Source organism: Tistrella mobilis KA081020-065 (assembly GCF_000264455.2).
GTDB lineage: Bacteria > Pseudomonadota > Alphaproteobacteria > Tistrellales > Tistrellaceae > Tistrella > Tistrella mobilis.
This window is the reverse complement of sequence record NC_017957.2, coordinates 230,647-253,329: the sequence shown is the minus strand read 5'-3', so window position 1 is coordinate 253,329 and position 22,683 is coordinate 230,647. Positions and strand designations below refer to the sequence as shown.

At 69.4% G+C, this 22,683-nt stretch carries 12 protein-coding genes and 1 CRISPR repeat array; of the genes, 8 read left to right on the top strand and 4 right to left on the bottom strand.

Translation table 11 applies throughout. From position 1 onward, the window contains the following. Positions 1 to 89 precede the first annotated feature (89 nt). Together TMO_RS19005 and TMO_RS19000 are read left to right on the top strand one after the other, a co-directional pair. A complete protein-coding gene (locus TMO_RS19005) occupies positions 90 to 647 on the top strand; it encodes a TRAP transporter small permease subunit (RefSeq protein ID WP_014747302.1) in 558 nt (185 codons plus the stop codon). Next, on the top strand, positions 644 to 1,963 hold the full coding sequence (locus TMO_RS19000; RefSeq protein ID WP_014747301.1) for a TRAP transporter large permease: 1,320 nt from the start codon (positions 644 to 646) through the stop codon (positions 1,961 to 1,963). The genes TMO_RS19005 and TMO_RS19000 overlap by 4 nt, the downstream gene beginning before the upstream one ends. Before the next feature lie 91 nt (positions 1,964 to 2,054). Here TMO_RS19000 and TMO_RS18995 read toward each other — a convergent pair whose 3' ends face one another. From TMO_RS18995 to TMO_RS29760, 3 genes are all read right to left on the bottom strand, one after another. Beyond that, positions 2,055 to 3,608, bottom strand: coding sequence for an alpha,alpha-trehalose-phosphate synthase (UDP-forming) (locus TMO_RS18995; RefSeq protein WP_228382352.1), 1,554 nt, complete (start codon positions 3,606 to 3,608; stop codon positions 2,055 to 2,057). A 90-nt stretch (positions 3,609 to 3,698) separates the two neighbouring features. Next, entirely contained in the window at positions 3,699 to 4,487 is a 789-nt protein-coding gene (gene otsB / locus TMO_RS18990; RefSeq protein ID WP_228382351.1) for a trehalose-phosphatase, read from the bottom strand. 2 nt (positions 4,488 to 4,489) lie between these two features. After that, positions 4,490 to 5,380, bottom strand: coding sequence for an SRPBCC family protein (locus TMO_RS29760; protein ID WP_051045546.1), 891 nt, complete (start codon positions 5,378 to 5,380; stop codon positions 4,490 to 4,492). A 208-nt stretch (positions 5,381 to 5,588) separates the two neighbouring features. On the opposite strand from TMO_RS29760, the gene TMO_RS29755 reads away from it, so the two are divergent. The 6 genes from TMO_RS29755 to malQ all read left to right on the top strand — a co-directional run bounded on the left by TMO_RS29755 (position 5,589) and on the right by malQ (position 20,693). Continuing rightward, a complete protein-coding gene (locus tag TMO_RS29755) occupies positions 5,589 to 6,086 on the top strand; it encodes a DUF2934 domain-containing protein (protein WP_014747296.1) in 498 nt (165 codons plus the stop codon). Then, the gene (locus TMO_RS18975) at positions 6,083 to 9,130 is read left to right on the top strand and encodes an alpha-1,4-glucan--maltose-1-phosphate maltosyltransferase (RefSeq protein ID WP_041606882.1); all 3,048 of its coding nucleotides are present in this window, start codon (positions 6,083 to 6,085) and stop codon (positions 9,128 to 9,130) included. Before TMO_RS29755 ends, TMO_RS18975 begins: the two co-directional genes overlap by 4 nt. 5 nt (positions 9,131 to 9,135) lie before the next feature. Next, positions 9,136 to 12,522, top strand: coding sequence for a maltose alpha-D-glucosyltransferase (gene treS, locus TMO_RS18970; protein ID WP_014747294.1), 3,387 nt, complete (start codon positions 9,136 to 9,138; stop codon positions 12,520 to 12,522). Positions 12,523 to 12,540: 18 nt separating this feature from the next. Then, positions 12,541 to 14,763 (top strand): 1,4-alpha-glucan branching protein GlgB, encoded by a 2,223-nt coding sequence (gene glgB, locus TMO_RS18965; RefSeq protein WP_041606881.1) that lies wholly within the window; start codon positions 12,541 to 12,543, stop codon positions 14,761 to 14,763. Positions 14,764 to 14,772: 9 nt separating this feature from the next. Next, positions 14,773 to 18,702, top strand: coding sequence for a glycogen debranching protein GlgX (gene glgX, locus TMO_RS30630; protein ID WP_014747292.1), 3,930 nt, complete (start codon positions 14,773 to 14,775; stop codon positions 18,700 to 18,702). Positions 18,703 to 18,788: 86 nt separating this feature from the next. Next, the gene (gene malQ / locus TMO_RS18955) at positions 18,789 to 20,693 is read left to right on the top strand and encodes a 4-alpha-glucanotransferase (protein ID WP_014747291.1); all 1,905 of its coding nucleotides are present in this window, start codon (positions 18,789 to 18,791) and stop codon (positions 20,691 to 20,693) included. A 48-nt stretch (positions 20,694 to 20,741) separates the two neighbouring features. Further along, a CRISPR array of direct repeats spans positions 20,742 to 22,069; the repeat unit is 31 nt; unit sequence GTTTCAATCCACGCACCCGCAAGGGTGCGAC. 263 nt (positions 22,070 to 22,332) lie between these two features. Here the strand turns inward: malQ and TMO_RS18950 are convergent. Beyond that, positions 22,333 to 22,614, bottom strand: a complete 282-nt coding sequence (locus TMO_RS18950) for a type II toxin-antitoxin system ParD family antitoxin (protein ID WP_014747288.1) — start codon at positions 22,612 to 22,614, stop codon at positions 22,333 to 22,335. Positions 22,615 to 22,683 lie beyond the last annotated feature (69 nt).

Sequence of the window (22,683 nt, the reverse complement as noted above, 5' to 3'; positions counted from 1 at the left end):
CGGGGCGGCCTGCCCCCACAACACAACATCGCCGGGCGGCGGGGCCTTTGTCCCGCCGCCTTCGTCCGGTTCCGGTGCGGAGGATCCTGATGTCCGCCCTTGTCGGGGTGGTCCGCGGCTATTGCACGGCCGTCACCGCCTTCAACCATCTTCTCGCCCGGCTGGCCGCGCTCGTCATGTTCGTGGTCGTGCCGGTGATCCTGTTCGAGGTGGTCTCGCGCTATTTCTTCGATGCGCCGACCAACTGGGCGATGGAATCCGCCACGCTGGTCTTCGGCCCCTATTTCCTGACCGCCGGGCCCTGGCTGCTGCACATCCACGGCCATGTGAATATCGACATCCTCCACAAATCGGTCGGCCGGCGGCTTCAGCTCGTCTTCGATGCCTTCGGCCAGCTGGTGATCATGGGCTTCTCCTGGGTGCTGATCGAGTTGTCCTGGCCGCTTGCGGTCAATTCCTGGGAGCTGGGCGAGACCAGCTTCTCGTCCTGGAACCCCGAGATCTGGTGGACCAAATTCTTCCTGCCCGGCGCACTCGCTCTGCTGTTCCTGCAGGCCGTGGCGGAATTCCTGCGCGCCGCCATCCAGCTCTGCGGCGGTGACGACCCGATGAACGGTGCCGGCCGGCCCCGGGCAGGTGTGGCATGACCGGCATCGCGTCGGAAGGCGTCCTGATCTGGATGTTTGCGGGCCTGGTCGGGCTGATGCTGACCGGTCTGCCGCTCGCCTTCGTGCTGGGCGGGCTTGCGATCCTGTTCACGGTGCTGCTCTGGGATCCGGCGGCGCTGACCATCACCGTGCTGCAGATCTTCGACACCATGCGCTCGGACTCGCTGATGTCGATCCCGCTCTATGTGATGATGGCGAGCGTGCTGCAGCGCTCGGGCATCATCGAATCGCTCTACAAGGCGATGGAGCTGTGGTTCAACCGCCTGCCCGGCGGGCTTGCGATCGGCACGGTGATTATCTGCACGATCATGGCGGCGATGACCGGCATCGTGGGTGCCGCGGTCGCGGCCATGGGCATCCTGGCCCTGCCCTCGATGCTGAAGCGCGGCTACGACCAGCGCCTGGCGCTGGGCACGATCTGCGCCGGCGGCACGCTCGGCATCCTGATCCCGCCATCGGTGGTGACCATCGTCTATGCCGTCACCGCCCAGGTCTCGATCGGCCAGATGTTCATCGGCGGCATCATTCCGGGCCTGCTGCTGGCCGGGCTCTATGTCGCCTACATCATCATCCGCAGCCTGATCGACCCGTCGATCGCGCCACGCGACCCCTCCCCCGTCGCCTGGGGCGCGCGCATCCGCTCGCTGCGCGCGCTGATCCTGCCCTTCCTGATCATCATCGGCGTGCTCGGCAGCATCTATGCCGGCATTGCCACGCCGACCGAGGCGGCGGCGGTGGGGGTGGCCGGTGCGGTCATCTCGGCCGCGGTGGAGCGCCGGCTCAGCCTCGCCATGCTGTCCGGCGCCGGCATGGACACGATCAAGGTCACCGCGATGATCCTGTGGATCACCATGGGCGCCAAGGCGTTCGTGGCGATCTTCACCGGCACCGGCGGCGCCGATTTCCTGCTGGAGTTCATCCGCGACCTGGACGCCAACCGCTGGCTGGTCCTGGCAGCGATGATGGGCGTGCTGGTCTTCCTCGGCCTGTTCCTCGACGAGATCGGCATCATCCTGCTCTGCGTGCCGGTCTTCCTGCCGGTGATCCAGCTCCTGGATTTCGACCCGCTCTGGTTCGGCATCCTGTTCATGGTCTCGGCCCAGACCGCCTATATCAGCCCGCCCTTCGGCTACACCCTGTTCTATCTGAAGGGCACGCTGCCACCGGACATCGGCATGGGCACGGTCTATCGCGGCATCATCCCCTTCGTCCTGCTTCAGCTGGTGGGGTTGGGCCTCTGCGCGGCCTTCCCCGAACTGGTGCTGTGGCTACCGAAGCTGATGGTGGCGGGGTAGCGCGCCGCCACCACACGCAGGCCTCATCCCGCCCGCCGCTGCCCTTCGGGCAGGGCGGGGCTTTCTGCAGGTGGCAGGGGTCGCGGACAGGTCAGGCGTCGCCACTTGCCCGCATCAACAACCCGTTATGCGCCCGTCCGGAGGTTGCGGCCCCCGTTTCCCGCACGAAGCCTTCGCGCTTCGCCACAGCGCTGCCCTCGGCGGCGAGGCGCGGGTGGTCGCGGCGGAGCAGGCGGCCGGTGGGGGGTTGGGCGGTGGGGTTGGCGGCGTCGGCCAGCGCGCGGACGAAGCTGCGCCACCAGCGGCTGACATCGTTGGCCGAGAGCACCGCCATCATCGCCTCCCAGCGCTCGCGGCGTTCTTCAAGGCTCATGGTCAGGCCCTGATGCATGCGGCGCGCGGTTTCGTCGTGGTCGAGCGGGTTCACGATCAGGGCGGCGTCCAGTTCCTGCGCGGCACCTGCGAAGCGCGACAGCATCAGCACGCCCGGATCTTCGGGGTTCTGGGCCGCGACATATTCCTTCGCAACCAGGTTCATGCCGTCATGCAGCGGTGTCACCACCGCCATCCGGGCCATGCGCAGCACGCCTGCCAGCGTTTCGCGCGGGATGCCGCGATTGATGTAGCGCAGCGGCGTCCAGTCGGGTTCCGAGAAGCGGCCGTTGATCCGGCCGCTGATCTCTTCCAGCTCGCGCCGGATGGCGACATATTCCGGCAGCTTGCTGCGCGATTGCGAGGCGATCTGCACGAAAGCCATCCGGCGGCGCAGATCCGGCTGCAGCTCCAGCAGGCGTTCATAGGCCAGCATCCGGTGCGGCAGGCCCTTGGTATAGTCCAGCCGGTCGACGCCCAGCAGCAGCGCGCCGCGCCCCGTGCCGCGGGCAAGCTTCAGGCAATAGTCGCTGTCGGCATTGCGTTCGGCCGTCAGGGCAAAGGCGGCCGGATCGATCGAGATCGGGAAAACCGAGGCCCGGAAATGGCGGCCGAAGGCCTCCATCCGCCCGTCCATCGAGACGCTGCCCCCCGCCTCCCAGCGGATATAGTCCTGGAAGGCCCGCAGGTCCGATGCGGTCTGGAAGCCGATCAGGTCGGCATGGACCAGCCCCTCCACCAGGGCGCGGTGTTCGGGCAGGGCCGCGAAGGCATCCGCGGCCGGAAAGGGCGTGTGCAGGAAGAAGCCGATCGGGTTGCGCAGGCCCCGGCGCCTGAGTTCTTCGGCCGCCGGCAGCAGGTGATAATCGTGGATCCAGATCATGTCGTCGGGATGCAGCAGCGGCAGCAGCCGGTCGACGAACTGGCGGTTCACCGAGCGATAGGCCGTGTAGCGGTCGGCATCGTGGTGCATCAGATGCGGTGCGCTGTGCAGCACCGGCCACAGCGCCTCGTTCGCATAGCCGTTGTAATAGCCGCGATGATCGGCCGGCGTCAGGTCGACGGTGGCGATGCGGTAGCCGCCGGGCTGCATCTCGGGTCCGTGCAGGGCCGGCGTCTCCGACAACTGGCCGCTCCAGCCGAACCACAGGCCGGCGGTTTCGCTCAGGGCCTCGCGGACGGCCACGGCCAGTCCGCCGCTCGCCCCCGCATCCTCGGTGGTCCGCGGATCTGCGCGGGCCACGCGGTTGGAAATCACCACAAGTCGCTTCAAGATCCGTCCCTCCAGGCTCCGATCGGGGCCGGCCCTGGCCGGCGCCGTCGTCGCGACACTCATTCATCGCGATAACCCGCAGAGGGGGGGTTAGGTTCCGGGGCCGCCGGCTCCCTCACCCGCCGGCTCGTCCATCACCACAAGCCCGGCCAGCCAGCGGCGGAAACCGGGCGCATCAGGCACCGTCCAGCGTGCGGCGCTGGCAGGTGGAGCCCCGTGTCCGGACCCGATATCGGGTCCGACCCGGATCGAGTGGCCGCCCATGGCATTGACCATGGCGAAACCGTCCTCGTCGGTGACGTCGTCGCCCGCGAAGACCGGCACCCGGCCACGAAACGGCGGCGCCTCCATGAAGGCGCGGATGGCGGTACCCTTGTCGGCACCCGCCATCCGAAGCTCCACCACCATCTTGCCCGGCATCACCCGCAATTCCGGCGCCGTCGTCGCCGCCAGCCGGCGGGCCAGCGCCAGCGCGCCGGCCCCCGCGGCCGGGGCCGCGCGATAATGCAGGGCGAACCCGTGGGATTTCCGCTCCAGCAGCACGCCCGGATGGGCCTCGGCAAAGGCCTGAAGGGGCGCGTCCAGCGCCTCGAAGCCCTCAGGCCGGGGCAGCGGCGGCCGTCCGCGCCATTCCAGCCCGTGCTGGCCGGCGGCGGCCGGACGGGCGGGGTGGAACAGCTGCTCCAGTTCCGCCAGCGGCCGGCCGCTGACCAGGGCGAGCGCACCGCCGAACCGGACCGCCAGGCGGTCGAGCAGCGCCGGCAACCCCGGTTCCACCACCACCGCATCGGGGGTTGGGGCGATGTCGACCAGGCAGCCATCCACATCCAGAAACAGCGCCCAGTCGGGCCTGGGGTCGGGCAGCCGCAGCGCCGCCACGGTCACTGGCCCGGGCCGGTCGACTTGCCGTTGCCGCCCGGCTGCCTGCCGGGGGTGAAGGGCGCCGAGGCCTGGGCCGTGCCCGATCCCGTGGTGCCCGATCCCGTGGTGCCCGATCCCGTGGTTCCGGGCGCTCCGCCGCCGACCTCGGTGCCGAAGCCGCCCGACGATCCGGCGGCAGCACCGCCGGTGGCGGAGCCGTTCTCTTCCATCCGCCGGCGGAAGCGGCGCAGATCGTCCATCAGCTGGCGCTTGGGGTGGCGCGGCATCAGCCACTGGCCGATGCGGCCCAGCAGCCCGGCCGGCACCTCGTAGCGCAGCGTCACCGCCACCTCGGTGCGGTTGCGGCCGTCGCCGGTTTCGGTATCGGGGATGAATTCGACCATGCCGGCATTCTGGAAATCGGCCTCTTCGGTCGTGCTCCAGGCGATGCGGCGGTCGGGAATGTCCTGGGTGATGCGCGACACGAAACCGATGCTCTCGCCCGCCGGGCCGTCGATGATCCAGCGCGAGGTGGTGTCGTCGATCTCGCGGATGCTGTGGACATGAGAGAGGATGCGCGACAGATGCTCCAGATCGCGCCATTCGCGGTACAGCTCCGCCGCCGGGCGGTCGATGGTCACCGAGGCATGGATTTCAGAGGTGTTGCGGCCGTTCACCTCCTGCTCGCCCCTGGTGTCGATGCCGAGGCGTTCATAGAGCATGCAGCGGCCCTGCAGGCCGCGCTGAATCAGCAGGCCGCCGGCCGCCAGCGACAGGAGGCCGCCGGCATGGCCCAGATGGTCGGATTTGAGGCCATGACGCACCATGCAGGCGCCAAGGACAAGCGAGGCGAGCTGTTCTGCGGGATGCACATTCGGGGTGTGGTGGCCGTGATCAGTATGGGTCGCCATGGGGGAAGGCTCCTTGGAACAAAGCGGTGAGGTCGTCCCGCACAACCCCGGACCGGCGGGAGGGTTCCCGGCAGGAAGAGGCAGCCGCAACCCGGCCCGCCTGAACCGGCCCGCCTGAACCGTGACATGGGCGGCAGGATGGGGAACCAGGACGCCCCGCGGGTGTTGAGCCAGCAGACGGCCCATCGATGCCCGAGGACGCCTGGTGATGCACACATCCGACGACACCCCCACGGACCGCACCCGCCGCCTGGAAAAGATCGCCCACCGCATCTGGGTGGAGGAAGGCCGGCCCCATGGCCGCGATCGCGAACACTGGGCGGCAGCGGAAGCCGAGCTTGAGGCGCTGGAGGCGGCCAACCGGTCGGTGCCGGAAACCGGACGCGCACCCGGCCCGGAGGATGGCCCTTACGAGGCCGGCCCGACGCCACCCGTCCCCGGCCCACCCGTCCCCGGCTCCCCCGCGCCCTCTGCCGCCGAACCCGGCCCCGCGGCGCCGGAGACCCGCACCCGGCGGCGTCTGGCGGCCGCGAAGACGGCTGAGACGAAGGCGAGTGCGGGTGCGACCAGGGCAACCGGGGCCGGAACGCACCGCACCAAGGGCGGCACCGATGCCGCACCGACGCCGACCGCCGAGGGGCCGAAGAAAGCGGGCACGAAACCGGCCACCCGTTCCCGGACCCCCCGGCCGGCGGGGGATGCATGAACGCGCAGCCCTCTCGCACCCCCTGGCACCCGCGGATCCTGATGGTGCCCGCCGCAACCGCCCGCGAGGGTGCGACGCTGGCGGCCGCCGCCGCCCATGCCCGTGATCTGGGCTTCGACCATCTGCTGCTGGCGGGCCCGGCCGAGCCGGCCCGGATCGAGGCCGCCTGCCGCAGCGCCGCCGATCACGGCATCCGGCTGCTGGTCGATCTGCTGCCCGAACCCGACCCGGCGCGCGAAGCGCGGGCGGGCCGCGATCCGCGCCGGCAGGCTCTGATCCCTGAAAATGACCAGGACGAAGCGACGCTGGCCGGGCTGGTCGATGCCGCCATGGCGGCCTGCGTCGCGGGCTTCCGCGCGCCCCTGCCCCAGGCGGTGACGCCCGAGATCTGGGCGCGGCTCTGTGCCCGCGCCGCCGATTGCCGGCTGCTGCTCTGGACCCATGGGCTGACGGCGGAGCGGATCGACGCGCTCGCCGCCTGCGGCTTCGATGCCGCGGTCGCCTCCGATGCCTGGTGGGATCTGGCGGCGCCCTGGATGCTGGACGAGATCGCGCGGCTGTCGCGCATCGGCAGCGTGCTGGCCTGCCCGGAAGTGCCCTTCGGGCCGCGCCTGCCCGAGATCCTGGGCGGGCCCGAGGCGGCAGAGGCGGCCGGACGGCGCAGCCTGAAACTTGCCCCCTTCCTCTTCGACGGGATCGTGGTTCAGGCCGGGTTCGACCGGGGCGCACCGGATCCGCTGCGCCCGGATACCGTGGCCCCCGCCCGGCCGGAACGGCCGGCCTATGACCTCTCCCCCGCGCTCAGGGTCGCCAATGCCGGTTTCGAGCGGATGGCGCAGGCCGGCCGGCCGAAGCTCGACATTCTGACCGGCCAGAGCGGCCCGGTGCTCGCCTTCCGCGCCGGCGACGACCGGCTGGTGGTGGCCTCCCGGGTGCTGGACGCCCCCCTCCGCCTCGATCCGCAGCCGCTGCTGGCCCGCGGGCCGGACATGGCCGCGCGGCGGCTGGTCGATCACCCGCCGGGCACGCCGCTGGATCTGGCGCCCGGCGGGGTGGCGGTTCTGGAGATCGCGGCGGCCCCCCCTGTGCGCGGGCCAGAGGCCGGGCCGGCCGAGGCGGCGGCGAAGCTGCCGCGGATCGCGATCGAGGCCGTCTCCCCCCTGCTGGATGACGGCCGGTTCGCCATCCGCCGCCGGCTGGGCAGCACGCTTGAGATCGAGGCCGACATCTTCGCCGACGGCCATGACGTGATCCGCGCCGTGCTCCGGCTGCGCGCCGAGGACGAGACCGAATGGCGCGAGGTGCCGATGACCCCGATGGTCAACGACCGCTGGCGGGGCCGGGTGCCGCTGGACCGGCTGGGCCGGCACCGGTTCGAGATCATGGCCTGGCGCGATGCCTGGGGCTCCTACCGGGCGGATCTGGCCAAGAAGCAGGCGGCCGGCGTGGTCCGGCCGGTGGATCTGTCCGATGGTCTGGCCCTGCTCCGTGCCCATGGCATCGACGACATCGTGCAGGAGGTGGAGCAGGCCTGCGATGATGCGGCGAAGGTCCGCCGCCTGCTCGACGACGAAACCCGCGCGGCCATGGCGCTGGTCGACCCGCGCCCCTTCGCCAGCGCCACGCCGCGCGACTACCCGGTCGATGTCGAGCGGCTGCGCGCGGGCTTTGCCGCCTGGTACGAGCTGTTCCCGCGCTCGGAAACAGACGACCCCGGCCGCCACGGCCGGTTCGAGGACGTGATCCGCCGCCTGCCCGAGATCCGGGCGATGGGCTTCGACGTGCTCTATATGCCGCCGATCCACCCGATCGGCCGCACCAACCGCAAGGGCCGCAACAACGCCCTGACGGCGGGCCCGGACGATCCCGGCAGCCCCTACGCCATCGGCAGCGAGGCGGGCGGCCATGACGCGATCCATCCCGAACTCGGCACGCTGGAGGATTTCCGGGCCCTGGTCGCCGCCGCGGCCGATCAGGGCATGGAGGTGGCGCTTGATTTCGCCATCCAGTGCTCGCCCGATCATCCCTGGCTGAAGGACCATCCCGACTGGTTCGCCTGGCGATCCGACGGCTCCATGCGCTATGCCGAAAACCCGCCCAAGCGCTATGAAGACATCGTCAATGTCGACTTCTATGCCGAAGGCGCCGTGCCGTCGCTCTGGCAGGCGCTGAGGGATGTGGTGGCCTTCTGGGTGGCGGAAGGTGTCCGGCTGTTCCGGGTCGACAACCCGCACACCAAGCCGTTTCCGTTCTGGGAATGGCTGATCGCCGACATCCGCCGCGACCATCCCGACACCGTGTTCCTGGCCGAGGCCTTCACCCGGCCCAAGGTCATGTACCGGCTGGCCAAGCTCGGCTTCGCGCAGTCCTACACCTATTTCACCTGGCGCGACGACAAGGCCGGGCTGACCGACTATTTCACCGAACTCAGCACGCCGCCGGCGGTGGAGTTCTTCGGGCCGCATGTCTTCGTCAACACCCCCGACATCAACCCTTATTTCCTGCAGACCTCGGGCCGGCCGGGTTTCCTGATCCGCGCCTGCCTCGCCACCATGCTCTCAAGCCTCTGGGGGATGTATGCGGGCTTCGAGCTGTGCGAGGGCGCAGCCCTGCCGGGGCGCGAGGAATATCTCGACAGCGAGAAATACGAGATCCGGCCCCGCGACTGGAACCGGCCGGGCCATATCCGCGCCGAGATCACCCTGCTCAACCGCATCCGCGCCGAACACCCGGCTCTGCATCAGAATCGCGGCCTCGCCTTCCACACCGCCTGGAACGACCAGGTGCTGCTGTTCAGCAAGACGACCGATCAGGGCGACGACATCGTTCTGGTGGCGGTGAGCCTGGACCCCCACCACGCCCAGGAGGCGGCGATCGAGCTGCCGCTGGACCGCTGGGGTCTGCCCGAGGATGCCCACGTCGTCATGGATGATCTGGTCACCGGCCAGCGATCCACCTGGACCGGCCGGCATCACCGGCTGCGCCTGGACCCCGCCCACCTTCCCTTCGCCATCTGGCGGGTGCTGCCGCCGGTGAGAGGTTGAGCCACATGCCTGCACCCACGACGCCCGTCTCATCCCCAACCGTCTCGTCCCCAACCGGCGCGCAAGGCCGGATCATCCGCGGCGCCGATCATGCACCGGGCGATCCGCTCTGGTACAAGGACGCCGTCATCTACCAGCTGCATGTGAAGTCGTTTCAGGACGGCAATGACGACGGCATCGGCGATTTTCCCGGGCTGATCTCGCGGCTGGACTATATTGCGGCACTTGGCGTCGACACGATCTGGCTGCTGCCCTTCTACCCCTCGCCCTTGCGCGACGACGGCTACGACATCGCCGATTATCGCGACGTCAACCGCGCCTATGGCACGCTTGGTGACTTCAAGCGCTTCCTGGCCGAGGCCCATGCCCGGGGCCTGCGGGTCATCACCGAACTGGTGATCAACCACACCTCCGACGCCCATCCCTGGTTCCAGCGCGCCCGCCGCGCCAGGCGCGGCTCGGCGCAGCGCGATTTCTATGTCTGGTCGGATGACGACCGGAAATATCCCGAAACCCGGATCATCTTCCTCGACACCGAGAAGTCGAACTGGACCTGGGATCCGGTGGCCGGGGCCTATTACTGGCACCGCTTCTATTCCCACCAGCCCGACCTGAATTTCGACAACCCGCGGGTGCTGGACGCGGTGCTGAAGGTGATGCGCTTCTGGCTCGACATGGGCGTGGACGGGCTCCGGCTCGACGCCGTGCCCTATCTGATCGAGCGCGAGGGCACCAACAACGAGAACCTGCCCGAGACTCACGATATTCTGAAGAAGATCCGCGCCCATCTGGACGAACATTACAGTGACCGGATGCTGCTGGCCGAAGCCAATCAATGGCCGGAAGACACCCAGGAATATTTCGGCGCTGGCGACGAATGCCACATGGCATTTCATTTCCCGCTGATGCCGCGGATGTATATGAGCATCGCGCAGGAAGACCGGTTCCCGATCACCGACATCATGCGCCAGACGCCGGACATTCCGGAAAACTGCCAATGGGCGATTTTCCTGCGCAATCACGACGAGCTGACGCTGGAGATGGTGACCGAAACCGAGCGCACCTTCCTGTGGGAGACCTATGCCTCGGACCGGCGGGCGCGGATCAATCTGGGCATCCGCAGGCGCCTGGCGCCGCTTCTGGATCGCGACCGGCGGCGGATCGAGCTGATGCACAGCCTGCTGCTGACCATGCCCGGCACGCCGGTGCTGTATTACGGCGACGAGATCGGCATGGGCGACAATGTCCATCTGGGCGACCGCGACGGGGTGCGCACCCCCATGCAATGGTCGCCAGACCGCAATGGCGGGTTTTCGCGCGCCGATCCGGAACAGCTGATCCTGCCGGCAATCATGAGCCCGCTTTACGGCCATGCGGCAGTGAATGTCGAGACCCAGAGCCGCGATCCGCATTCGCTGCTGCACTGGACCCGGCGCATGCTTCAGGTCCGCCGCCGCTTCCGCGCCTTCGGCCGGGGACGGCTGGATTTCCTGTTCCCGGGCAACCGCCGGGTGCTGGCCTATCTGCGCGCCGACGACAGCGATACGGTGCTGTGCGTGGCCAATCTGTCGCGCACCGCCCAGGCGGTGGAGCTGGACCTGTCGCGGTTCGAAGGCCGGGTGCCGATGGAACTGGTCGGCGGTGCCGCCTTTCCGCCGATCGGCCAGCTGCCCTATCTGCTGACCCTGCCGCCCTATGGCTTCTATGCCTTTGCGCTGGAACCGGAAGGCCGGGCGCCGGTCTGGCACCTGCCGGCGCCGGAACCCCTGCCCGAGCATGAAACCTTCGTGCTGCGCCGGGGGCTGGCGCAGCTCTTGGAAGAACCCCATCGCGACCGGCTGTCGAAGACGGTGCTGCCGGCCTGGCTGGCCATGCGCCGCTGGTTTGCGGGCGGCCGGGATGCGGCGGCAACCGCGCGGCTGGATTTCGCCGACCCGCTGCCCGGCACCGACGGCGAGATCCTGCTGACCGGCGTCGCGGTCGCTCGCGACGACGGCAGCGAGGATCGCTACGCCCTGCCGCTGGGCATTCTGTGGGAGGCAGACCGCCCGGACACCCCGGCTTTGCCGGTGCGCCTGGCGCTCGCCCGGGTGCGGCAGACCGCGCGGGTGGGGCTGCTGACCGACGGTTTTGCGCTGGAAGGTTTCGGCCGGGCGCTGATGAGGGCGCTGGCCGATGGCGGCGCAGAGGCGGCACCAGGGGCGCGGCTGGCGCTGCGGCCCGGATCGGCCGAGGCGGTTGCGATCGCGGGTGCCCTGCCGCCCGGGGCCGAGGTGCGCTGGATGACGGCGGAGCAGACCAACAGTTCGGTGATCGTGGGCGATACCGCGGTGATCAAGCTGATCCGCCGCATCCAGCCCGGCATCAACCCCGAGGTCGAAATGGCCCGCCATCTGACCGGGGCCGGCTATGCCGGGGTGGCGGAATTCCTGGGCGAACTGGCGTGGGAGGGCCCGGTTGGGGAGGGCTCCGCAGAAACCGCCAGCCTGGCGGTGATCCAGCGCTTCATCCGCAATCAGGGCGATGGCTGGCACTGGACCGGCGACCAGCTGGCCCGGGCGCTGGACGCGCTGCACCATCACGACCACGAGCGGCTGGAGGATGCAACGGCGACGATCCGCGCGCTGACCCGCACCATCGGCCGCCGGCTGAAGGAGCTGCACGAGGTGCTGGCGCGGCCGTCGGAGGACGTGAATTTTGCGCCGGAGATAGCCGATCCGGCTACGATTAACGCCTGGAATAGCCGAATCGGCCAAGCGCTGGAAACGGCCTTCGATATTCTGGCCGATCATGCCGCCGCGGGGGAGGATACCCCCCTTTCCCGGGCAGTGCGGCGCGTGCTGACCCGGCGCCGGGGGCTGGCCGCGGCCGTGGCCGCACTGGCCGAGGCAGGGACCGGCGCGACGCTGACCCGCATCCATGGCGATTTCCATCTGGGGCAGCTGCTGGTGTCGACCGGCGATGTCACCCTGATCGATTTCGAGGGCGAGCCGACCCGGCCGCTGGCACTGCGCCGGGCGAAGGACAGCCCCTGGCGGGATGTGGCGGGGCTCCTGCGCTCGATCGATTACGTGACCGCCCTGCCCCATCCGGCGGCCCCGGCATCGGATACCGGTGCAGGGCTGGAGCCCGACGATCCCGCCCACTGGCTGCTGCGGCTGCGCGGCGACATGGAGCGGGCCTTCCTGGCCGGCTATGCCGGCGACGAGGCCACCACCACCGCCCCCGACCTGCCGGCGCTGCTGAAACTGTTCCTGATCGAGAAGGCGGCCTACGAGGTCGCCTACGAGGCCGAGCTGCGGCCGGACTGGCTGCTGCTGCCGGCGGCCGGTCTTGCCCGGCTGGCCGAACGACTGGTACCGGAGACCGACGATGTCGCACCCGACGCATGAACCGGCCGGCCCCCCGGCCTGGACCGGGGGGCGATCGAGGCCCTGGCCGAGGCCCGCCATGGCGACCCCTTCGCGGTGCTGGGTCCCGGCCCCATCCTGGGACCGGTTCCCATCTCCGGACCGGGCCGGCGCCGGCTGGTGGTGATCCGCCCCGATGCCGACGAGGTGGGGGCAGCGGCGCAACAGGATGGCCGGCCGCTGGGCATCCTGGCCCGGGTGCATCCGGCCGGGATCTTCGCCGGCACGATCGAGGATGCCCCCTACCGGCTGGTGGTGACCACCGGCCGGGGCACGGAAACGGTGGAAGATCCCTATCGCTTCGGCCCGATCCTGACCGACGAGGATCTGCAGCTGATCCGCACCGGCCGCCATCCCGACCTGCCGGGGGTGCTGGGTGCGCGGGCAACGGAGATCGACGGCGTCGCCGGCACCGTGTTCGCGGTCTGGGCACCCAATGCCGACCGGGTCTCGGTGACCGGCGATTTCAACGGCTGGGACGGGCGCCGCCACCCGATGCGGCTACGCCATACGGCCGGCGTCTGGGAGCTGTTCCTGCCCGGCATCGGCCCGGGCCGGGCCTATCGCTACGAGATCCGCAGCCGCGGCGGCGCCGTGCTGCACAAGGCCGACCCGATGGCCCAGGCGACGGAAATGCCGCCCGGCACCGCCAGCATCGTGCCCGACCCGACCCCCTTCCCCTGGACCGACGGCAGCTGGATGGCCCGGCGCGCCACCACCGATCTGCTGAAGATGCCGGTCTCGGTCTACGAGGTCCATGCGGCGTCGTGGTTCCGCGATGCCGCCCACCCGCAGCTGGACTGGGACGGGCTGGCCGACCGGCTGATCCCCTATGTCCGGGCGCTGGGCTTCACCCATGTCGAGCTGCTGCCGGTGATGGAGCACCCCTTCGGCGGATCCTGGGGCTATCAGCCGCTGGGGCTGTTCGCCCCCAGCGCCCGTTTCGGCCGGCCGCGCGGCTTCGCGCGCTTCGTGGACCGCTGCCACGCCGCCGGGATCGGGGTGATCCTGGACTGGGTGCCGGCGCATTTCCCGATGGACAGCCACGGGCTGTTCCGCTTCGACGGCACGGCGCTTTACGAGCATGAAGACCCGCGCGAGGGCATTCATCGCGACTGGAACACCGCCATCTACAATCACGGCCGCGACGAGGTAGCCGGCTTCCTGATCGCGAGCGCGCTCTATTGGCTGGAGCATTACCATGTCGATGCACTGCGGGTGGATGCCGTGGCCTCGATGCTCTATCGCGACTACAGCCGCGAGGCCGGCGACTGGGTGCCCAACATCCATGGCGGCCGCGAGAACCTGGAAACGGTGGCCTTTCTGCGCCGGCTGAACCAGGTGATCGAGGCGCGCGTGCCGGGCGCCATGACCATCGCCGAGGAATCCACCGCCTGGCCGGGGGTGACGGCGCCGGTCGCGGCCGAAGGATCGGAGACCGCGCTGGGCTTCACGCTCAAATGGAATATGGGCTGGATGCACGACAGCCTGAAATATATGGGCGAGGACCCGATCAACCGGCGCTGGCATCACGGCACCATGACCTTCAGCCTGGTCTATGCCTGGTCGGAACGCTATGTGCTGCCGCTGTCGCATGACGAGGTGGTCCACGGCAAGGGCTCGCTGCTCGGCCGCATGCCGGGGGATGACTGGCAGAAACGCGCCAATCTGCGCGCCTATCTCGCCTTCATGTGGGGCCATCCCGGCCGCAAGCTGATCTTTGCCGGCGGCGAACTGGGCAACCCGCGCGAATGGGACCATGACGGCTCCACCCCCTGGGGGCTGCTCGACGATCCCGGCCATCAGGGCATCCAGGCGCTGGTCGCCGATCTGAACCGGCTCTACGCCCACGAGCCGGCGCTGCACGCCCGCGACGACGACCCGGGCGGCTTTCAGTGGGTGGTGGGCGACGATGCCGCCAACAGCGTCTTCGCCTGGATCCGCCGCACGGGGGAAGAGGCGACCGAGCCCGCCCCCCCGTCCTCTGGCATGCTTGTGGTCGCCAATCTGACCCCGGTCCCGCGCGAGGGCTATCGTATCGGGGTTCCGGCCCCCGGCATCTGGCACGAGGTGCTGAACACCGACGCCACCGCCTATGGCGGTTCGGGCCTGGGCAATGGCGGCCGGGCGCTGGCGGTGGAAACCCCGGCGCATGGCCGGCCCGCCTCTCTCACCCTGACGCTGCCGCCGCTTTCCACACTGATGTTGAGACAGGGAAGGTAGTTCCACCCCATGCCCATCCCGGCCGATCGCCTGTTTCCCGGACGTCCCTGGCCGCTCGGTGCGCGCTGGGACGGGCTGGGCGTCAATTTTGCCGTGTTCTCGGCCAATGCCAGCCGGGTGGATCTGTGTCTGTTCGACCGGCAGGGCCGCCGGCAGATCGCCTGCATGCCGCTGCCGGCGTGTACCGACGAGGTCTGGCACGGCTATCTGCCCGATGCCGGGCCGGGGCTGGTCTATGGCTATCGCGCCCATGGCCCCTACGAGCCGCTGCGCGGCCATCGCTTCAACCCGAACAAGCTGCTGCTCGACCCCTATGCCCGGCGGATCGCCGGGCGGCTGCGCTGGTCGGATCATCTGTTCGGCTACAGCACACGCTCAGCCCGGCGCGATCTGTCGTTCGACCGCCGCGACAGCGCGCCGGCCATGCCCAAGGCGGTGGTGACGGTGGATGCCTTCGACTGGGGCGACGATCGCCGCCCGGAGGTGCCCTGGACCGAGACCCTGATCTACGAGACCCATCTGCGCGGCATCAGCATGCGGCGCGACGACATCCGCCCGCATGAGCGCGGCACCTTCGCCGCCCTCGCCGATCCGCGCTTCGTGGACCATCTGCTACGGCTGGGCGTGACCGCCGTGGAGCTGCTGCCCGTCCATGCCTTCGTGCAGGACCGCCATCTGGTCGACCGGGGCCTGAGAAATTACTGGGGCTATAACAGCATCGGCTTTTTCGCCCCCGAACCCGGCTATCTGTCGACGGCCGAGCTGGACGAGGTGAAAGTCGCGGTGCGCCGGCTGCACGCCGCCGGGATCGAGGTGATCCTGGACGTGGTCTATAACCACACCGCCGAGGGCAGCGAGCTTGGACCGACGCTCTCCTTCCGCGGGCTGGACAATGCCAGCTATTACCGGCTGGTGCCGGGCGAGGAACGCTATTGCATCAACGACACCGGCTGCGGCAACACGCTGAACCTGTCGCATCCCCGCGTGCTGCAGATGGTGCTGGATTCCCTGCGCCACTGGGTGGAGGTCTATCATGTCGACGGCTTCCGCTTCGATCTGGGGGTGACGCTCGGCCGCGAAGGCACCGGTTTCGACCCCGGGTCGGGGTTCTTCGACGCCATCCTGCAGGACCCGGTGCTGTCACGCGTCAAGCTGATCTCGGAACCCTGGGATATCGGGCCCGGCGGCTATCAGCTGGGCAATCACCCGCCCGGGTTTTCGGAATGGAACGACCGCTATCGCGACACGGTGCGCCGCAGCTGGCGCGGCGACGACGGCAGCCTGCCCGGCTTTGCCGCGGTGCTGGCCGGATCGGGCGACATCTTCGACCACCGCCATCGCGGCGCCCAGGCATCGGTCAACTTCATCACCGCCCATGACGGCTTCACCCTGCGCGACCTGGTGTCCTATGCCGAGAAGCACAACGAGGCCAATGGCGAGGACAACCGCGACGGGCATGGCGACAACCTGTCGGCGAATTGGGGCGTCGAGGGCGAGACCGACGACCCGGCGATCCTGGACACCCGTGCCCGGCTGCAACGGGCGATGATCGCCACCCTGCTGCTGTCGCAGGGCACGCCGATGCTGCTGGCCGGCGACGAATTCGGCCGCAGCCAGCAGGGCAACAACAACGCCTATGCCCAGGACAACGAAATATCCTGGGTGGATTGGGCGGCGCTGCAACGGCCCGAGGGCGCGGCGCTGACCCGGTTCACCGCCGCTGTGGCGGCCGCAAGGCGGCGCTTCGCGGTGCTGCGCGACCGCCGCTTTCTGCATGGCGACCGGCGCTATGCCTTCGATCTGGCCGATATCGCCTGGTTCGGGGTCGATGGCGGGCCGGTGCCGGCCGAAACCTGGAACGACCCGGCCACCCGGGCGCTGGCGCTGGTCCGCACAGGCCCATCGGATATAGGTCCGTCGGATCGGGCGCCGGACCAACTGCTCGACGTCGTGCTGACCCTGTTCAACACCGGGGCCGAGGATCAGGATTTCATCCTGCCGCTGCGCCCGCTTGCCCGCCACGGCCTGGCCTGGACCCGCATTCTGGACACAAGCGACGGCGAGACCGACGAGGTGCCGCTGACCGGCGGCCGGGTGACGGTGCGGGCCCGCAGCCTGCAAGTGCTGGCGGCATCCCTGCCGGCCGATCCGCCACCGGGCCGCCGCTTCCATCAGCCACTGTCGGCCGGTGCCGAACCGGTCGGGTCGGGGCGGACCCGGTTCCGGATCTGGGCGCCGGATCATGGCCGGGTGCGGCTGCTGATCGAGGGGCGCGATCCGATCGACATGCTGGCACTGGGCGAAGGCTGGCACGAGGCGACGGTCGAATGCGGCGCGGGCACCCGCTATCGCTATGGCATGGGCGAGGATCTGGTGGTGCCCGACCCGGTGTCGCGTTTCCAGCCCGAGGATGTCCACGGTCCGTCGGAAGTGATCGACCCCGAAGCCTTCCTCTGGCGCCATGGCGACTGGCGCGGCCGGCCCTGGCGCGAGGCGGTGATCCTGGAAGTACATGCCGGGTTGTGGGAGGGCTTTGCCGGCGTCACCCGCCGCCTGGCCGAGATTGCGGCCCGCGGCTTCACCGCCATCGAGCTGATGCCGGTGAATGATTTCCCCGGCGCCCGCAACTGGGGCTATGACGGCGTGCTGCCCTATGCCCCCGACCATGCCTATGGCAGCCCCGAAGAGCTGAAGACCCTGATCGACACCGCCCACGGGCTGGGGCTGATGGTGTTCCTGGACGTGGTCTATAACCATTTCGGGCCGGACGGGAACTATATCCACGGCTATGCCGGCGGCTTCTTCCGCACCGACATCGAGACCCCCTGGGGCGAGGCGATCGATTTCCGCCGGCCGGAGGTGCGCCGCCATTTCACGGAGAACGCGCTCTACTGGCTGAACGAATACCGCTTCGACGGGCTGCGCTTCGATGCCGTCCATGCGATCCCCGATCCCGACTGGCTGGACGAGACCGCCGCCCGGATCCGGAGCGAAACCGAGCCCGGCCGCCATATCCATCTGGTGCTGGAACATGACGGCAATGCCGCCCGCCATTTGGCACCGGGGCTTTATGACGCGCAGTGGAACGACGACATGCACCACGTGATGCATGTGCTGCTGACCGGCGAGACCGACGGCTATTACGCCGATTATGCCGAGGCGCCGGCGGAGCGTCTGGCCCGGGCGCTGGCCGAGGGGTTCGTCTATCAGGGCGATCCGTCGCCTTATCGCGGCGGCGAGAGGCGGGGCGAGCCGAGCGGCCATCTGCCGCCCACCGCCTTCGTCAACTTCCTGCAGAACCACGACCAGATCGGCAACCGCGCCTTCGGCGAGCGGCTGACCAGCCTGGCGCCGGTGGCGGCGGTGGCGGCGGCGACCGCGCTGATCCTGCTCGCACCCGCCATCCCGCTGATGTTCATGGGCGAGGATTGGGGCAGCACCCGGCCCTTCCTGTTCTTCACCGATCATCACGACGAACTGGCACCGCTGGTGCGCGAGGGCCGGCGGCGGGAATTCGCCCGGTTCGAGCGGTTCGCCGACGATCAGGCCCGGGCCCGCATCCCCGACCCCAATGCGGCGCTGACCTTCGAGACCTCGCGGACCGAAGCGGACGAGGCGGCGCGTGAGCCGGGCCGCGCCCGGGCCGCCCTGGTTGCCGGGCTGATCGCGCTCCGACAGCGCGAGATCGTGCCGCGGCTGGAGGGGGCCGTGTCCGAGGGGGCGGCGGCCATCGGTCCCAAGGCGGTGCGCGCCGCCTGGCGGCTGGGCGACGGCGCCGTGCTGACCCTGTTCTGCAATCTGGACGGCAGCCCGGTGCCGCTGGACGGAAAGCCCGAGGGCCGCTGGCTGTTCGTGCCCCCTGAGGCAATCGAGGCGCTGGAGACGGGCGCGCTTGCGCCCATGACCACCGCGGCGGTGCTGAGGGAGCCCGAGCCATGAGCCCGAATACAACCGGAAGGACTATAATTAACCGAGCCACAACCGATCAATCTGCAACCACAGGCGGTAATGATTTTAATCAACAGTTGCAGGCCCTGGCCGCCGCCGCCGGCATCGCCACCAGCTGGACCGATGCCGCGGGCCAGGGACACAGTGTGACCCCCGACACGCTGCGCGCGCTGCTGGCGGTGCTGGACCTGCCGGCCGACAGCCCGGCACAGATCCGCGAGAGCCTGGAGCGGGCGGCCGCTTTGCCGCCGCCGCGGCCGGATGCGGCAATGGGCCCGCGCTGCTTCGGCCTGGACGCGGCCCTGGGCCAGCCCGGCCGGCCTCCGCGGGCCTGGGGGGCGACGGCGCAGCTTTACGGGCTGCGGCGATCGGGCGATCCGGGCTGCGGCGATACCACCGCGCTGGCCGGGCTCGCCCGCAGCCTGGGCAAAGCCGGGGCCTGCTGCCTGGGGGTGAGCCCGGTCCATGCCCTGTTCGGCGCCGATCCGCATCGCTGGAGCCCTTATGCCCCGTCCAGCCGGCTGTTCCTGAACGAGCTGATCATCGACCCCGACGACATCGCCGGCCCCGCGGAGACCGCGCGGGCGCTGGAGACGCTGGGGCTTGCGGCGCGCGCCCGTGCCGCCGCGGCGGCGCCGCTGGTGGACTGGCCCGAGGTGGCGGCGGTCAAACGGGCGGTGATCGACCATCTGCTGAAGGCCCATGGCGCCCGGCTTGCCGCCGATGCCGACTGGCAGGCCTTCCGGGCCGCACGCGGCCGCGCGCTGGACGATCATGCGGTCTTCGAGGTGCTGGATGCCCGGTTTCGGGAGCAGGGGCTGACCGGCGGATGGCCATCCTGGCCACAAGACTTTCGCGATCCACATGGCTCATCTGTGGCCAATATGGCCAAAAGCGCGGCGGAGGCGGTGGATCGGGCGCGGCTGCGGCAATGGCTCGCCTTCCGCGGCCTGGCCGGGGCGCAGAGGGCGGCCACCGATGCCGGGATGGGGGTGGGGCTGATCGCCGACCTCGCCATCGGTGTCGACGGCAGCGGCGCGCAGTCGTGGAGCGAGCGCGCCGGCGATCTGAACGGGGCGGGTATCCTGACCGGGGCGAGCATCGGCGCGCCGCCCGATCTGTTCAACCCGCTGGGCCAGAACTGGGGGCTGGCGGCGCCGTCGCCGCGGGTGATGCTGGAAACCGGTTGCGCCGGCTTCCGCCAGATGCTGGACGCGACCCTCGCCGCCGCCGGCGGCATCCGCATCGACCATGTTCTGGGGCTGATGCGGCTCTGGCTGATCCCCGACGGCGCGTCACCGGCCGAAGGCGCCTATCTGCGCTATCCGCTGGCGGAGATGCTGGATGTGGTGGCGGATGTCTCGCAGCGCCGCCGGGCGGTGGTGATCGGCGAGGATCTGGGCACGGTGCCCGACGGCTTCCGCGCGGTGCTGGCCGCCCGCGGGTTGATGGGCACCCGGGTGCTGTGGTTCGAACGCGACGGGACGGACGGTTTCCGCGCCCCGGAGGCCTGGGAGGACGGCATCACCGCCACCACCACCACCCACGACCTGCCGACCACCGCCGGCTGGTGGCAGGGGCTCGACATCGCCTGGCGCGAGCGCCTCTCGCTGTTCGGGCCCGGTGAGACCGCGGCACTGGCGCAGGAGACCCGCACCCGCGACCGCACCCGGCTCTGGACCGCCTTCACCAATGCCGGCACCGCCACCGGCCCCGAACCCGCCCCCGACACGCCCGCCCCGGTGATCGACGCGGCCCTCGACTTCCTGGGCCGCAGCCGCGCCCCCCTGGTGCTGGCCCCGCTGGAAGACCTGGTCGGGCTGGACGACCAGCCCAACCTGCCCGGCACCATCCACGAACACCCCAACTGGCGCCGCCGCATGCCGGCCCCCCTGCCGGGGCTGGTGGAGACGCCGGCGGTGGTGCGGCGGGTGGGGCGGGTGAAGATGGGGCGGGAGAAGGGGGTGACCCGGGGTCGATGAGCCGGGAAAGCCGAGGCGATGGCGCCGATCCATACGGTCTCGGCCTCGGTTTCAATCCACGCACCCGCAAGGGTGCGACCGTGGTGCACGGCGTGCCGTCGGGCAGCCGAAGTTTCAATCCACGCACCCGCAAGGGTGCGACCGCTCCTTTCGACGGCATCAAATCCGATGCCGTGTTTCAATCCACGCACCCGCAAGGGTGCGACGTGCGTCGCTCGGCATAGCTTGGGCGCTCGGCCGTGTTTCAATCCACGCACCCGCAAGGGTGCGACTCGGGCTTGATGTCCGCCTTCGCCGACGCCGACGGTTTCAATCCACGCACCCGCAAGGGTGCGACGGTTGTCCTCCGCGGCGGCCAGTGCGTCCGAGTCGTTTCAATCCACGCACCCGCAAGGGTGCGACCATCAGGAAGCCTCCTCCAGCCAAGATCCGACCCGGTTTCAATCCACGCACCCGCAAGGGTGCGACGCGCCCGCCTGCTCGCGCGAATATCGTGGGCATGGTTTCAATCCACGCACCCGCAAGGGTGCGACCAGATCGTGACCTGCGAAGGCCACGCAGGCGTCGTTTCAATCCACGCACCCGCAAGGGTGCGACGTCCGCGGCTATGGAATACCTGGTCGAGCGCGCCGCGTTTCAATCCACGCACCCGCAAGGGTGCGACGAGACCCCTGATGCAGCCTGACATCAACCAACCAGTTTCAATCCACGCACCCGCAAGGGTGCGACACGGGATGGTCCGGGCGCGGGCGCCGCGGCAGCTGTTTCAATCCACGCACCCGCAAGGGTGCGACTTTACGTTCACGGCCTCGCCGTTCCGGAAGTACGGTTTCAATCCACGCACCCGCAAGGGTGCGACGGCCCTCCGCTTCCAGGGCCGCGGCGATGGCCAGTTTCAATCCACGCACCCGCAAGGGTGCGACCGGCGGCACCATCGCCAGGATCGGCCTCGGGCGTGTTTCAATCCACGCACCCGCAAGGGTGCGACCCGAAGGTTTTTTTGAGCGTCGCCGGGCTCCAGTGGTTTCAATCCACGCACCCGCAAGGGTGCGACGATTTGATTCGTGAGTGCGGTTACACACTCAGGGTTTCAATCCACGCACCCGCAAGGGTGCGACGCCACGGTGAATCGTCAGACGCGCGTTTTGGCGGTTTCAATCCACGCACCCGCAAGGGTGCGACGCCAGATCGCGCCACCTCGACAAAGTCGATTTCGTTTCAATCCACGCACCCGCAAGGGTGCGACGGGTCAGCGCCGCCGCCCCCGGGGCACTGATCCGGTTTCAATCCACGCACCCGCAAGGGTGCGACTCGCGCGGGCTTCCACGCTGTACCGGTGCCCCGCGTTTCAATCCACGCACCCGCAAGGGTGCGACCCACCCCCTCTTAATAGCCTGAATCGGGGGCCGGAAAAAGGCGATCCGCGCGAACCTCTTCTGGAAGTCATTCCATAGTATGAACATGAATAAATTGTGAAATTTAACCAATTGAAAAACGGGACAATTTCTTTTCGCGAACCTCCCGGGATTTTCACGGGAGCTTGGGGTTCGCGGGCGAGACGGGGGCAGATTTGTGGTGGGTCTGCGGAGGCGGTCCCTGCATCGACCAGGGTGAAGGCCCGCGAGGGCAACGCCACGGCTCACTTGCCGGCCTTCACGCAACTGGCATGCAAGGCGCGCAGACGATCGAAGGCGTCATCAACAGGGATGACGCGGCCAGGATCCGCTTCGACGGCATCATAGACCGGGGCAACATCCTCTCGCAGCCGGCGCTCGATCTCTGCATCCTGATCTTGCAGGGCGCGGAGCCCTGCATCGATCACCTCATCCACATCGGCATAGGCGCCCGTGGCGAGCAACCGGTCGACGAAGGCCGCGCGCTGCGGAGACAGACCGATAGAGCGTTTGACTGCACCCGCCATGACGGTCGTCCCTCTCTTTCCGTAAGGATCGGATCCCTCCGTTTTTCCAACTCTGGTACCGATCTGCAC

What these genes read in the sequence shown, in the direction of transcription:
- TMO_RS19005 (WP_014747302.1), top strand. Translation starts at nt 90, where the DNA reads ATGTCCGCCCTTGTCGGGGTGGTCCGCGGCTATTGCACGGCCGTCACC.
- TMO_RS19000 (WP_014747301.1), top strand. Translation starts at nt 644, where the DNA reads ATGACCGGCATCGCGTCGGAAGGCGTCCTGATCTGGATGTTTGCGGGC.
- TMO_RS29755 (WP_014747296.1), top strand. Translation starts at nt 5,589, where the DNA reads ATGCACACATCCGACGACACCCCCACGGACCGCACCCGCCGCCTGGAA.
- TMO_RS29760 (WP_051045546.1), bottom strand. Translation starts at nt 5,380, where the DNA reads ATGGCGACCCATACTGATCACGGCCACCACACCCCGAATGTGCATCCC.
- TMO_RS18950 (WP_014747288.1), bottom strand. Translation starts at nt 22,614, where the DNA reads ATGGCGGGTGCAGTCAAACGCTCTATCGGTCTGTCTCCGCAGCGCGCG.
- treS (WP_014747294.1), top strand. Translation starts at nt 9,136, where the DNA reads ATGCCTGCACCCACGACGCCCGTCTCATCCCCAACCGTCTCGTCCCCA.
- TMO_RS18975 (WP_041606882.1), top strand. Translation starts at nt 6,083, where the DNA reads ATGAACGCGCAGCCCTCTCGCACCCCCTGGCACCCGCGGATCCTGATG.
- glgX (WP_014747292.1), top strand. Translation starts at nt 14,773, where the DNA reads ATGCCCATCCCGGCCGATCGCCTGTTTCCCGGACGTCCCTGGCCGCTC.